Raw genomic sequence first — 14,923 nt, 5'->3', positions numbered from 1 at the left:
AAACATAAACACTTAATAAAAAAACACAGATGAAAACACAATTATTTTCGATGGCACTGCTAGTATCATCATTTACGTTTGCACAGAGTTGGAATATTACAGGAAATTCAGGAACAAATTCATCCAACAATTTTATTGGGACTACCGATAATCAACCTTTGGTTCTGAGGTCTAATAATATTGAGAGACTCCGAATTAAGACTAATGGAAATGTTGGAATAGGAGCTACGAATCCTGATGCTAAATTGCATGTAGCTCAGGAGAATACCAATAGTCAAAATTTGGTTGTAGGAAAGTTTACCTCTTTCGGATCAACTGGTGGTAGCGCTATGATTAGTTTAGGGTATCACACTACTGCCAATCTTGAATTAAATTCTACATATACAGGTATTGGATTCAGATATGGAAGTTATGGAGATTTTAATATTGAAAATGACTTTCAGTCCCCAATTTATGGAGCGATTAATTTTATTGCAAACAAGAAAGTACAACTTGCCATTAAACCCAATGGAAATGCTTTATTACAGGGAAAATTTGAAGCCAAAGAAGTAAAAGTAACATTAACTCCAACTGCTGATTTTGTATTTGATGAAAAATACGATCTCCCAAAATTAGAAGAAGTTGAAAAACACATCAAAGAGAAAAAACACCTCCCCGAAATTGCTTCTGCTAAAGTAATGGAAAAAGAGGGTGTGAATGTGGGTGAATTCCAGATTAAACTATTACAAAAAATAGAAGAACTTACATTGTACTCAATTGATCAGAATAAACAAATAAAAGAACAGGCAGAACAGCTAAAACATCTTAAGGATGAAAATGAGATTTTAAAAACCCAATCTGCAAAAATTGAAAAGCTTGAGCAACAGGTTCAGCAACTCTTATCAACACAAAAATAATCACAAATGAAAAGAAAATTATTCTCACTATCATCCCTGATGATAGGATTCTTCGGCTTTTCCCAAACCGAAGTTTATTTCAAATATGACGAAGCCGGAAACCAGAGATACAGAGGAATTGATGCTGCTGGTAAAAAGGCTGAAGAGATTGTTTCAAAAGAGTCAAAAATAACAGCCGTCACCAGACAAGCTCCTGTTATTGATGAGAAAACATTCTTGAAACAAATACGCCTCTACCCCGTCCCTGTCAATGATTATCTTACCATAGACTGGACAGAAGAAGTAGATAGACTCATAGAATCCGTTTCATTGTATCAGCATAGTACAGTTCACTGGAAATTCCAACAGCAGAACATACCAGACTTAAACCGCCAGGTTAAGATCAATATGACGGGTTATGACTGGGGAGTGTATGTTGTGCGCTTTACCCTAAAAGACGGCAGAATTTTCAGTAAAAACATCACCAAACGATAGATAACCATGAAACTTTACGATAAGAAAATACAAGTATTTTCATCATTCATACTGTCATTATGGTCAGTAATGGGCTTTTCACAGACCATACTATATCAGGCAGAAAGTACCTCAAGAACGGTGCAGGATCCACAAACAGTGGTGATGGCACCAGGATTTCGTGCGTCTTCCAGCTCATCGAATCCTTTTGTAGCCAAAATTGGTCCAGCTACGGAGAATCCAGGCGGTGGACCCACTGACTCCAATGCGGGAGCTAATAATCCCTATGGAACAACAGCTCCGGATGGGAAAAGTTTTCATGATACCAAAGGAAATATTGAGGTCAATGGAACTGGACAATTGCAATTTACTTTACCTATTGCTTTACCTCCTGGGGTGAAAAGTGTAGCACCTCAGGTTAATTTAGTGTATACAAGTGGTTCACCTAACGGAATAGCAGGTTATGGCTGGAATATTTCAGGTGTTACCTCTATTTCCAGAGTTGGAAAAAATATTGATAAAGATGGAGAAGTAAAAGGAATACAATTGGATTATTCTGATTATTATAGTTTTAATGGACAGAGATTAATTTTAAAGTCGGGAGAATACGGAAAAGATGGTGCAGAATATGTTACCGAAAAATATTCCAATATTAAAATTAAGTCAATTGGAGCAATTAGCGGACAGGCATGGCAAGGTCCTGAATACTGGGAAGTGACTTTTGAGGACGGTTCTCAGGCTTGGTATGGAGGAACGACTTCAGGGCTTAGTAGCGCCAGGACACCAATTGAATATAATATTGCGAAATGGAAAGACAGTAAAGGTAATTATATCACGTATGATTATTTACAAACAGGAGTTTCAAATGTAGCTATTATTTCAAGTATCCAATGGGGAGGAAATGAGACGTTAAATAAACCTCATTTTAACAAAATAGATTTTACCTATATTAATAGAAGCTTAGCTGAGGATTCTTATGTAGGAGGGGTTCGCTTCCTACAAACTCGTTTATTATCTGAAATTAAAGTCAACTCAAATGGAAACCCATTTAAACGATATGCAGTTAATTATATAAAAAACGGAACGAATTATGAAATCGTTGATAAAATAACTGAGTATAATAGTGATAACAATGCTGCCAACCCTGCCGCTTTTACTTATCCAACTCCTACACAACCTGCTTTAGAGTTTTCAAACAATAATGTGGAGAGTTTTGAGAATGTAAAGCTGACAGGTGATTTTAACGGTGATGGATATTTGGATTTTTCTCTGAATAATGGTGTGGTGAAGCTTGGAGGACTCAATAATACCTTTACTGATATTTCTACAGGTAAAACCTTTAATACAGAGGCTAAAGTAGTTAATACATTGTTAGATGAAGAAGGTCAGATTCATAATGGGAATGGGATTGTTCAATATGAAAATGGCAAAGTAACAGGTTATATATTCAGGAATAATACTTTTGTAAAAGTATTTGAAAAGTTAATATCACCAACAGTATGTACAGTATGTGATGCTACTTTGAATGAAGGTGATATTAATGGAGATGGGATATCTGATGTTATCCTTAATTTAACAAGCTCTGGTTCAGCCAATGGGTTTACTGATAAATTTATCATAGACCTGAAAAACTCAAACAATCTTGTCTCTACATATTCCAAAGAGAGTGGCTGGTATGAAAGTTTTTATACAAATCAAAAGTATCTGGATGTAAACGGAGATAGGAAAGTAGATATTATTGATGTCTCTAATACTGCTTATACAGTATTTGAGTTTGTAAAAACAGCTCCTAACCAGTATCTTAAAAAGATAAAATATACAGGTAATTTAGCTGAAACAAAAGCACCGGAATCTCCTGTGTTGTTTGGAGATTTTAATGGAGATGGAAACCTTGACTTTACAATCCCTACCACAGATACTCAGGAAAAGGATAACTGGAGGTTTTATATGGGGACTGGGAAAGGGTTTTACAATATTTTAAAAACAGACTTTTTGAAATATAGAAAACCTGATGACTATCAAAACAGTAATTATCCTACTTTCAATATTTACAGGAATTTTTACACTACTTCAGATATTAATAGAGACGGTAAGTCTGATATTGTGCACATCAACTCCTTTAACAAAGCAGGAGTGGTAAATTCAAGCGGAGTGATACTTAATAGATACTTTGGCTATACTATTGCCGCTTATACCGCTAATGGAGCTATGGCAAATGGCAGCCCTGATTTCTATACCAGTTATAATTATGGAGGATATAATTATGTAACCGGTAATGGTGAATTTGCTTTATTCTCTCCAATCACTTCACAGGTAAAAGTAAACAATAACTATTATGATGTATTACTATTCTGGAAAGAAAGGATGCATAAGCTTAAATCTCCTTCACCTGTCGGAAAACTGTCCCAAGTACAAACTATTACCCAAGGTGACATTATTACCTCAGCAGATTATCAGGAAGTGATTCCCAATAATCCGGTACTTCCTGGTTTCTATCAAAAAGTAAAAAAAGAATATTATCCTTATTTTTCTTTAAGCAGAGCAGACCAGTCCTATGCTATATCTCAGCTTAGACAGGAAGGAAGAAAACAGGATTTCCGATACAGGGGAATGACAGGGCATTTACAGGGTAAAGGGATGATGGGTTATCATCAAACTGCCCGCAGCTCATGGTATGCTGATGGTTTTGAAAATACAAAAATCTGGTCGGGAATTGAGATTGATCCTCTTTTTGATGGAGTTCCGGTAAAGGAATGGAGCATCAGGACTACCAATGAAAACAATATTTTCCCGGCAGATATTTCTGAGAACAACTCCCTGTTATTAAGTTTTAAATCAACGGTATATGAGGCTTATAAATTATTAAACGGACAGGTGGTAAGTGCTGTCGTTTCTGATACCGATAAACCTAAGATTGTTACCGCTACTGTTGCAAAAAGTACTAAAATAAAGGATTTTCTCACTGGAACAATAACAAACAGCTCTATTATTTATGGAGATTATTATCTTCCGAAACAGACAGTAACGAATGTAAATAATGGTTATGCTGTAACCACTTCTGATTTTGAATACATTCATAATATATCAGCAGCAGGTTCTGATTATTTTGCAGGACGCCCAAAGTCAAAGATTGATATAGTACAAGTTTATGGTGATACAAAATCTTCCAAAGAAGAATACACTTATGAAAACAACCTGTTAAAAACATTAAAAACCTGGAATCGGGATAATACAGGATATTTACTTGAAACATACAATTATGACGGTTTCGGAAATATTACACAGAAGGTTATCAGCAATAGTGCAGACTCCCAAACCCAAACTACCACAAATGAATATGATTCTAAAGGAAGATTTGTTGTAAAGAAAACGGATAATCTAGGATTAGAGACGCTCATTACCTACAACAATTGGGGACAGATTTTAACGCAAACCGATCCGTTAGGAAATACACTCATTAATACCTATGATGGTTGGGGGAAATTATTGACTTCTAAAACCAATCTCGGAGGTACAATTACCTATCAGTATAACAGAGATAACAATTCCAATATCACTGTTACACAATATAATCCGGATGGAGGTATTTCAAAAAAATATACGAATAAGCTAGGACAGGAGTATAAAGTTTCTACCAAAGCATTTGGTCAGGGGCAATATATTTCTCAGGAAACTCAATATGATGTACTGGGAAGAAAGACCAAGGAGTCTGAGCCTTACTTTGAAGGGCAAACTGCCAATATGTGGAATACCATTGTTTATGATGATACGGTTTTTCCTGCTAAAGTCACGGCAGCCTCATTCAATGGCAAACAAATGGAGACCTCTGTTTCCGGTTTAACAACAACTGTAAAAGAACTTAATGGATATGGGAGAACAACCTCGAAAACTACTGATGCCTTAGGTAACGTAATTTCTTCTACAGATAAAGGAGGAATAATTCAGTTTAGTTATAATGCCGCAGGTGAACAGATTAAAGCACAATATGCTGAAAATATTGTGACCACTAAGTATGATTCCTGGGGTAGAAAAGCAGAGTTTAATGATCCGTCAAATGGTATTTACAAATATGAATACGATGGGCTTGGCCAGCCGAAAAAAACAACCAGTCCAAAAGGGACCAAAGAATTTACTTATAATAATTTAGGCCAGCTTATTTCTCAGATAGAAATTTCAACAACAGACGGAGGACAGGCAACCAATAAACTGATTTCATATTCATACGATAATAAAGGTAGACTTATTTCCAAGTCGGGAACATCTAAAGGAAAAGCCTATAGCTCTAATGTAGCATATGATCCACAGGGGAGACTCTTATCTTCATCCGAAAGCAGTAATGGTAAATACTTTATCCACAAAGGAATTACTTATGACGATAAAGCAAGAGTAAGCTCTTATGAAAAGCAGCTTTATTCTTCCGGTATCCTTACTAAAGTTCAGATTGAGAATGTGTACAGCGCATGGAGCGGTGAGTTGTATCAGATTAAAAATCGTCTCACGGGCACCGTGTTGTGGGAGCTTAAAGAAACCAATGCCAAAGGACAGGTACTAAAAGCTAAACTGGGAGCTGCAGATATTAACAATACGTATGGCACCAATGGTTTTCTGACAAACGTAAATCATTCTTCACAGATAAAACCAGGTATCCTGCAAATTTCTTATTCATTCGATGCAATCAAAAATGAACTGAAGAGCAGAACTACCGGAGGAGATTTTAACATTAATGAATCTTTTGATTATGATGATAATAATCGTTTGGTGAACTGGACAAATCCTGTAACCGGAATCAAGCCAACATCCAGCAGAAATGTTTACGACATCAAAGGAAGAATTACCCAAAATGATCAGGTAGGAACAATCAAGTTTGAAAATGCTGCTAAGATTTATCAGGCTACAGGAATGACCCTTAATGCCGACGGAGAACAGAATTATAATAATGATTTAATACAAAGCATCACCTATAATGAGAACAATGACCCGGTATTCATTGATGGAATAAAAGGTGATGCAGCCTTCCAGTATGGCTTAACTTCAATGAGACAGAGAGTAACCTACGGAGGTAATTTCAATACCGATGGAGAAGGTAAGTTTACTAAATTTTACAGTGAGGATGGCAGCTATGAAGTAGTAAAAGATAATATAACCGGAAAGGAAAAACATCTTATTTATATTGGAGGTAATCCCTATGACTCAAATATTGTATATTTAAAAAACTTTACGGAGAATAGTGGTTCTTACAAATTTTTGCATAAAGATTATATTGGAAGCGTCTTAGCGATCAGTGATGAAGCCGGAAACAAATTAGAACAAAGGCATTTCGATGCCTGGGGCAATTTTACCCATCTTCAGGTCGGAAACGGAGCTGTTATCACTGATCAAAATGTCATCCTGAGCTTGTCGAAGGATCTCGTTGTAGATCGTGGCTATACCAGCCATGAGCATTTTGCAGAGATAGGCATTATCCATATGAATGGAAGATTATATGATCCGTTATTGAGAAGATTCTTAAATGCTGATGAAAATATCCAGGATCCCTACAATACTCAAAACTATAACAAGTATGGGTATGTATTGAATAATCCTCTGATGTTTAATGATCCAAGTGGAGAGTTTTGGATTGCCGGATTCTTTTTAACTTATTTAGCACCAGTAATTTGGGGAGTAGCAGTAGGAACACTTATCAGTGCAGGGATGTATGCGATACAGGCACTGGTCATGAATAGCTGGTCATGGAACGGTTTTGCCAATGCCCTTCTAATGGGTGCAGTCACAGGAGGAGTCTCCGGGGGATTGGGGCAAGTCTTCAGTGCCAGTGGTTTCTGGGGGTCTGTAGGAAGCAGTGCTTTCGTAGGAGCAGGAACAGGGGGTGTAACAGCTTTACTTACTGGACAAAACTTCCTTGAAGGAGTAATAAAAGGTGCGGTAATTGGTGGTGCTGTTGCAGGGATAAATTGGATAGCTTCAAAAACGATTGCATATTATACATCAAAAATTCCAAACTCAATAACTTCTACAGAATTAAAGGATGCAGGATATGATCTATCTGACAATAATTTTAATGACTATTACACAACTGATCAACAAATACAAAGTGATTTTAACAGAACAACAGGTGATTACCAAGCTTCTGTAGATAATGTTAATACTGAATATAGAGTAGCTACAAGTCAAAATCTTCCAAATGGATATTCACTTACAGATAGGTATCAAATCTGGACAAATAATCCAAATGAACCAGGATCTGTTTTAGGCTTAACAACTAGTCGAAATAAAAACTGGTGGGAGTTTTTAACTCAGGGAGAAAAATCACGAATATTAATTGCTCCTAATTTAGGAATTAAAAGCGATGTAGTTAAGCAAGCCGTTTTCGGTCATGAGTACATCCATGCTTATCATCGGTATATTGGGCTTATGGCGAGCTATGGAAGCAAATTTTCAAATTACACAGAATCTTCTGCCTATCACTTTACTATAAATTTATTGAAATCTCGAGGGCAGGATTTTAGCAGTTTTTTGAATCAGTTTTATAATTATGGAGGTAGATTCCCTGGAGTTTTTAACTGGACAGATGCTATAAAAAATATTATTAATTTCAAAAAATAAGAATATGAGATATTTTATAATTATATTTTTCTTTTTTTTGTTGAATTGCAGAAATGAAAAAAATGAATTAAAAGAAAATGATATCGTAAAAATAACCCATGAAAGCAATGGAATCGTAAATAATATAACAGAAAACTATTATGTTCTTGATAAAAGATTTAAAGAACCTGGAAAACATAGTTTAATGATGAGTAAAGATGAAATAAGTTTGATCAAAAAGGTTATTATAAATAAAAAAATATATGCACTTGATGACTCTCTAAAATTTGTAAAATACTGTGAAGGCAAAGGATGTCTGTCAGAAATTGTTATACAATATAAATCAGGTAGGAAACAACATTTTATTTTTGATAATGCAAATTATAAAGATAATTTCAAGAATACTGCTTATAAAAAAATAATTTATTTAGAAGGTAGAATAGGAGAAATTTATAGAAGTAAAAAAATTGATCCAGAGCCAATAAATGTTTACTTGTAACTTATACAAATATTACCTTAAAATAAGAAGATATAGAAAGGGTGAAACTATCGTATTTAAAGATGATGACTTGACTTTATATTCAATTTACTAAATGATGATCAAAAAAATGCAATATCTAATATTAAGAATCAAAATTGTGGAGGTTATACATATTTTACTAGAAGTATAAAATTTTACCCTGATAAAATTATTTTACCTTAATAGATTGGGTTATGTTTCAAATATATTGGTTTGCTTTAAACAAGACCTAGCTGAGAAGTATTTCATCAAAAACAGGCAATTTAAAAATGATTGTCTGTTTTATTCTCACTAGTAAAAAGCTCTTAAATGATAATTAAAATTTTTGATGAGAAATGGTTCTTATGAATTTTTGCATAAAGATTATATAGGAAGCATTTTAGCGATCAGTGATGAAGCGGGAAACAAATTAGAACAGAGACACTTTGATGCATGGGGTAATTTCACTCATTTACAGATTGGAAATGGAGCTATTATCACTGATCAAAATGTCATCCTGAGCTTGTCGAAGGATCTCGTTGTAGATCGCGGATATACCAGTCATGAGCATTTTACAGAGATAGGCATTATCCATATGAATGGAAGATTATATGATCCGTTATTGAGAAGATTCTTAAATGCTGATGAAAATATCCAGGATCCCTACAATACTCAAAACTATAACAAGTATGGGTATGTGATGAATAATCCATTATTATATAATGATCCTACAGGAGAAGTACTTCCTTTTCTCATTGGTGTTGGATTAGGTTATTTTTGGGCTACGGTAATATCAGGTGCAATTATTGGAGCAGCAATAAGTGTAGGCGTATATGCTTTACAAGCAACTTTTAATAATAATTGGTCTTTGGGAGGCTTTGCAAAAGCACTTTTAATGGGAGCTGTTACAGGAGCTGTATCGGCTGGAGCCGGAGAAATATTCAGCGCCAGTGGTTTTTGGGCTACTGTTGGAAATGGCGCGATAGCAGGTGGTGGAGCAGGTGGTGTTACTGCATTAATCAACGGGGATAATTTCTTAAAAGGATTAGCAACAGGGGCTGTAATTGGAGGTGCTGTAGCCGCCGTAAGTTATACCGTAAATTATTATGTAAAGTATGGGGGAATGGAACATGAAGCCAAATATTACAATGGTCAAGATAATGGAAATGCAAAAAATTCTTTAGAATATTCAGATAAAACTTTAAAGAATATGCGAAATGAGGCAGGCTATGATTCTACACAAATGAATCAATATAGAGTAGGGCAAGATATTGCTGGATCAGATTATTACTCTCAATCGTCAGATGGCTTTTTCCAAATGTCTAATGGAAAAGCCTACGCATATACAACAAGACCCAATTTTTTCACAATGAAATCTACTATTCATTATGCTAAAGCTGCATTTGCATCAAAAGAACTTCTTTTTACAACTATGGCACATGAAACTGCACACTCATATGCAATGTATGGTGGTAATGCTTTTATAAAGTATTTACACGATAAAAAAGTATTCAGTTCGTATACTACAGCAATAGGTGATTTAGGACATGCTGCTATATATGATTTGGAAAATTACCTTTCCGCAGTTAATAAATTTCCAGCTAATCCAGCTATTGGTATGGATAAAGACATTATTTTAAATACTATTAATAATAATATAACCGGTAATAATGTCAAAGAATTCAATATGCTAAGAAATTTTTTATTGACTGTGTTTAATAGAAAATTGGGTGTTAAAACTTCTTATTAATTTTAAAAAAAATGAAAAATTTCCTACCATTAATAATTATTTGTTTGATTTCATGTGAAAATAAATTGAGTAAAAATAATTGTACAATTGATTTTGAAATACCAAAAAAAACAATCAGTTATGAAGGAATTGTTACCGATTTGAAATTTCACAAAAACATTTTGACAGTTTCTATTTTTAATTTGAGAAATGACACATTACGTTTTCCTGTTCCACATTTAATTTTTGCGAAAGAAATAGTAAAACAGAACACTAAAGAACCTGATAATATTGTTGTTAAACAATTTATACCTAATATTATTACAGACAGAGTTACAGCTTATTGTATTACTGAAGATAATAAGAAAGAAATTGTAAGCATTGATTCTTCAAAAACCAGAGATATGAAACAATATGAATTTAAGCTTGCTCCAAAAGCAAAATATATAGTCGAATACTTATTGAATTGTAAAGAATCAGATCCTGAAAAATATAAAATTTTCTTTTTTGAAAGTAACAGATTTGACGATAGTAAATATGAGAAAATAAAGTATCCGGAAAATGGATATATAGAAATTAAAAACTAATAGAATTTAATATCAGGGGATATATTCAATAATCCCCCTGATGTTTAATGATCCTAGTAGGGAATTTGTTTTGGCAGCAGGATTTTTCTTAACATATGTTGCTCCGGTAATTTGGGGAGTAGCGGTAGGAACACTGATCAGTGCAGGGATGTATGCAATACAATCATTGGTAATGAACAGCTGGTCATGGAATGGTTTTGCAAATGCCCTTCTAATGGGAGCAGTCACAGGAGGAGTCTCCGGTGGATTAGGACAGGTCTTCAGTGCCAGTGGTTTCTGGGGATCTGTGGGAAGCAGTGCTTTCACTGGAGCAGGAACAGGCGGTGTCACAGCTTTACTTACCGGACAAAACTTCCTTGAAGGGGTACTAAAAGGTGCTGTGATTGGAGGAGGTGTAGCGGTAGTTAGCTGGGGAATTGACAAAATGGTAACTGCAGCTAAAATTACAAAAGGAAATCATGAATATAGAATATCTGATAGTCCAATTAATGATTCAGCAAATTCAACAGATAATTTAAAATATTCATATGGTACTGTACATGAATTTCAAGAAGCTTATGGAGGATTGGGAAATTATGGTGTGGAGAATGTATACCTTAAAGCTCCTGAAGGATATGGCATTGCACAAAACGGAGGCTTCTATGAAAAATCTTGGTGGGAAAATTTATGGGGAATGGATAGAGAAATTGCTAAAGGAGAGGTTCTTGGGGTAACTACACCTGCAAATGATATCTATCTTTCAAAAAGAGCATTTGCCTCCAAATCGTTGTTTGTTGACTCAATAACTCATGAGGTAGGGCATGTAGTTTTAAATAACTCCAAGTACGAATTATTAGCAAGGGTAGCTACCGCAAATATGGGCAAATATTCTAGCTATCTTGATAATTGGGGCCATGTTTCTATAAGAAAAATGTCAGTGGAATTATTTAATAAAAATTCATGGCTACCTTCACCATGGGAAATGCCTGCATATCTTTTTAATAATTCTAAGGAAGAATTAGATAAATTACTTTTACCATTAATAAAATCTTTTAAATTTTAAATTATGAAAAAAATTATAATATTACTATCTATTTTCCTCATATACTCTTGCAAAACATTTTCAAAGAAAGACATAATAGTATACCCTTCTATTAACAAAAAGGATTCTTTACTCGTTATAAACATTGAAAATAATACAGACTTAGACTTAATGATAGAGTATCCTTTATTAAATAATTTTTTTTATGAAGATGAACTCGAAGCAAGTACACCGGAAGTATTATATATGCAAAAATCGTTTGATTTATTAAAAAACGATTTAGATGTAAGGCTAAATAGAGATTTAAAGTGTAAAAAGATACAGGATATGATGAAAATAAAAGAGAATTCAATACCTAAATTTATAAAGAAAAAAAGTCAAAAAAAATATTACCTTAAAATAAGAAGATATAGAAAGGGTGAAACTATTGTATTTAAAGATGATGACTTTGACTTTATATTCAAGTTACTAAATGATGATCAAAAAAATGCAATATCTAATATTAAGAATCAAAATTGTGGAGGTTATACATATTTTACTGGAAGTATAAAATTTTACCCTGATAAAATTATTTTACCTTAATAGATTGGGTTATGTTTCAAATATATTGGTTTGCTTTAAACAAGACATATCTGAAGCGTATTTCATCAAAAAACAGGCGATCTAAAATGATTGTCTGTTTTTTATTATTACAAAGCTCTTAATATAATATTTTTCGAATTCCTGTATCAATTGATGCAGGAATTTTTATTTTACTTCGTGGTATGTAACAACCCAGAATCTATATGAAAGTGTTATGGTAATACCTATCTAAAAAAATCTGAAAAAAATTTTTCAACAACCCTTATTTACGTGTAATTCCCCCTGTCCTCCATACCCCCGCCGATCTTGAGGAGGAAACACTCCCCCGCCAGTAAGAATAGAAATGAAATTTTCGCAGGCAGTAATACAATCAAAGTGATAGCTGATCGTTTTTATTTCCTCAGAAACCTTGTGCTGTTTTCTACTGATATAAATTCTAATTCAAAAATCAAAAAAAATGGTAACAATTATCAACTACAAACAAAGACAAAAAGAAGATGGTTCTACATTCTATGTACTAGAAGTTCAAGGAGGTATTGAAATGGTTATGAGCCAAACTACAAATCAATTCTATGCAACATCCAAAAAGGCTTCTATTACATCAATATTTGACGAGTTAACCTGTCAAGCTCTTATTGGAAATCAAATGCAAGGTAGTATTCAGAAACTAAACACCATATGAATCAAATATTGTATATTTAAAAAACTTTGCGGAGAGTAGCGATTCTTATAAATTCTTACATAAAGACTATATTGGTAGTATTTTAGCAATAAGTGATGAAGCCGGAAACAAATTAGAACAAAGGCATTTTGATGCATGGGGTAATTTCACTCATCTTCAGATTGGAAACGGGGCTATTATCACTGACCAAAATGTCATCCTGAGTTTGTCGAAGGATCTTGTAATAGATCGCGGATATACCAGCCATGAGCATTTTGCAGAACTAGGCATCATCCACATGAACGGAAGGTTGTATGATCCTTTACTAAGAAGATTCTTGAATGCTGATGAAAATATTCAGGATCCTTACAATACCCAAAATTACAATAAGTATGGGTATGTGTTCAATAATCCATTGATGTTTAACGACCCAAGTGGAGAATGGATCGTTGAATCTGCATTTTTGTCAGCAGTGATTATCGGAGCTATGGTAGCATCATTCAGCTATACGATTATGACTTCGATTAGTGGGCAAAATTGGGATTTGGGTGGTTTCTTCAAATCCACTTTATTTGGTGCTGCTTCAGCAGCAGTAACGTATGGTATAGGAAGTGTGTTTGTCACCTCGGCTGGTACTGCTACCCAAATTGCCACAGAGCTAGGGAAATTGGGAACTATTTTGGTACAGGGAACTGCACATGCTTTAGCACAGGGAATCATATCCTTAGTACAAGGGCAAGGTTTTGAAAGCGCTTTTGTTTCAGGGCTTTTGGGAAGCTACGGTGCATCGGCATTTAGTGCTGTTGCTGGTAAATTTGCTAGCAGCGCAGTAGGAACGATTGCTTCTGGTGCTATTTTAGGTGGTGTAGGTTCTGAGCTTACAGGAGGAAATTTCTGGCAAGGTGCTTTGATTGGTGGAGTTGTAGCCGGATTTAATCACATGATGCATTCAATAAAAATAGAATCCCCTAAAGATATAATTATATTAAATGCATCAGATGGTGCTGGAGGAAAAGGACACAGTGGATTAATAATAGGAAATGATAAAGATGGCTATACTTATATTGTTAGCGATGGAAGAGTAGATTCTTCAGGAAGTACTTTATATGGAGGAAAGAATGATGCAACTGTAAAAACATTTAAGACAAGACAAGAAGCCATAAACTTTGCAAAAACACAATATGATTATGATGATTCAATTACTATAAAAACTACAGCTAAACAAGATTTGGGAGCCGCTACAAGAGCGATGAAACAATTACAAAGCAATTACCATTTTCTTTTTAATAACTGTAATCATATTATTTCTGCCGCTTTAACGGGTGCGGGATTATCTAAATATGGTGGTTATTCTGTGATACCAAATAGCAATTTTAAAGAACTAAAAAATAATTTTCAGAAAAAATGATTGAAAGAATAAATAAGCACTGGAATGTTATTATGATTATTATCTTGGTTTCAACAATAACATATATTCTTTATATTTTTATATTTGGAGGTTTAGCAATGGATAAAGGAGTTGGAAAACTTCATTATTCCAATTCCCTAAAAGAGACTGAGAAAGAAAAAACATTAATTAATAAGTATCTTGTTTATGATATAAATGGAAAAGAAATTAGTAATGCATGGCTTGAATATGCGAGAAGCTATAATATTTTTAACAACAAGAAAATCGAACAAAATAAAATATCTTTGAGAATAACAACGGTGAAAGAATTTGAAGGAATTAAAGATAGTTATTTGGAAGCTTTTTTTAAAGATAAAAAATTAACAGCTTTTGAAGATAAAGGAATTATCTGTGTGGTTGGGTTAGAGAAAACTATGGACACTATAATACTAAAGCCTAATAGAGAAAAAGTCTTTTATATTGTAGCAAACAAACATTAACCCTCTGGCCACATAAAATCCCTGAC

11 protein-coding genes are annotated in these 14,923 nt (G+C 34.1%); all 11 read left to right on the top strand.

Annotated elements, in window-relative coordinates; all coding sequences use genetic code 11:
• Positions 1–29: 29 nt before the first annotated feature.
• The 11 genes from ACKTTZ_RS10175 (at position 30) to ACKTTZ_RS10125 (ending at position 14,897) form a co-directional block, all read left to right on the top strand.
• Positions 30–896: a cell wall anchor protein gene (locus ACKTTZ_RS10175; RefSeq protein ID WP_407848666.1), complete on the top strand. Its 867-nt coding sequence runs from the start codon at positions 30–32 to the stop codon at positions 894–896.
• Between the two features lie 6 nt (positions 897–902).
• The gene (locus ACKTTZ_RS10170; RefSeq protein ID WP_407848664.1) at positions 903–1,370 is read left to right on the top strand and encodes a hypothetical protein; all 468 of its coding nucleotides are present in this window, start codon (positions 903–905) and stop codon (positions 1,368–1,370) included.
• A gap of 6 nt (positions 1,371–1,376) precedes the next feature.
• Positions 1,377–7,952: an RHS repeat-associated core domain-containing protein gene (locus ACKTTZ_RS10165; protein WP_407848662.1), complete on the top strand. Its 6,576-nt coding sequence runs from the start codon at positions 1,377–1,379 to the stop codon at positions 7,950–7,952.
• A 4-nt stretch (positions 7,953–7,956) separates the two neighbouring features.
• Positions 7,957–8,430, top strand: coding sequence for a hypothetical protein (locus tag ACKTTZ_RS10160; RefSeq protein WP_407848660.1), 474 nt, complete (start codon positions 7,957–7,959; stop codon positions 8,428–8,430).
• Positions 8,431–8,779: 349 nt separating this feature from the next.
• Positions 8,780–10,180, top strand: coding sequence for an RHS repeat domain-containing protein (locus ACKTTZ_RS10155; protein ID WP_407848658.1), 1,401 nt, complete (start codon positions 8,780–8,782; stop codon positions 10,178–10,180).
• An 11-nt stretch (positions 10,181–10,191) separates the two neighbouring features.
• The gene (locus ACKTTZ_RS10150) at positions 10,192–10,746 is read left to right on the top strand and encodes a hypothetical protein (protein WP_407848656.1); all 555 of its coding nucleotides are present in this window, start codon (positions 10,192–10,194) and stop codon (positions 10,744–10,746) included.
• A gap of 40 nt (positions 10,747–10,786) precedes the next feature.
• A complete protein-coding gene (locus ACKTTZ_RS10145; protein ID WP_407848654.1) occupies positions 10,787–11,788 on the top strand; it encodes a hypothetical protein in 1,002 nt (333 codons plus the stop codon).
• A 3-nt stretch (positions 11,789–11,791) separates the two neighbouring features.
• Complete coding sequence (locus tag ACKTTZ_RS10140; protein ID WP_407848652.1) at positions 11,792–12,349, top strand: hypothetical protein; 558 nt, start codon at positions 11,792–11,794, stop codon at positions 12,347–12,349.
• Between the two features lie 457 nt (positions 12,350–12,806).
• The gene (locus tag ACKTTZ_RS10135; protein WP_407848651.1) at positions 12,807–13,031 is read left to right on the top strand and encodes a hypothetical protein; all 225 of its coding nucleotides are present in this window, start codon (positions 12,807–12,809) and stop codon (positions 13,029–13,031) included.
• Between the two features lie 205 nt (positions 13,032–13,236).
• A complete protein-coding gene (locus tag ACKTTZ_RS10130) occupies positions 13,237–14,418 on the top strand; it encodes an RHS repeat-associated core domain-containing protein (RefSeq protein WP_407848649.1) in 1,182 nt (393 codons plus the stop codon).
• A complete protein-coding gene (locus ACKTTZ_RS10125; protein WP_407848647.1) occupies positions 14,415–14,897 on the top strand; it encodes a hypothetical protein in 483 nt (160 codons plus the stop codon). Before ACKTTZ_RS10130 ends, ACKTTZ_RS10125 begins: the two co-directional genes overlap by 4 nt.
• The last annotated feature ends 26 nt before the right edge of the window (positions 14,898–14,923 follow it).

Origin of the sequence: Chryseobacterium sp. KCF3-3 (genome assembly GCF_045865955.1) — a bacterium.
Lineage (GTDB): Bacteria > Bacteroidota > Bacteroidia > Flavobacteriales > Weeksellaceae > Chryseobacterium.
This window is presented reverse-complemented; position numbering and strand designations above follow the sequence as displayed.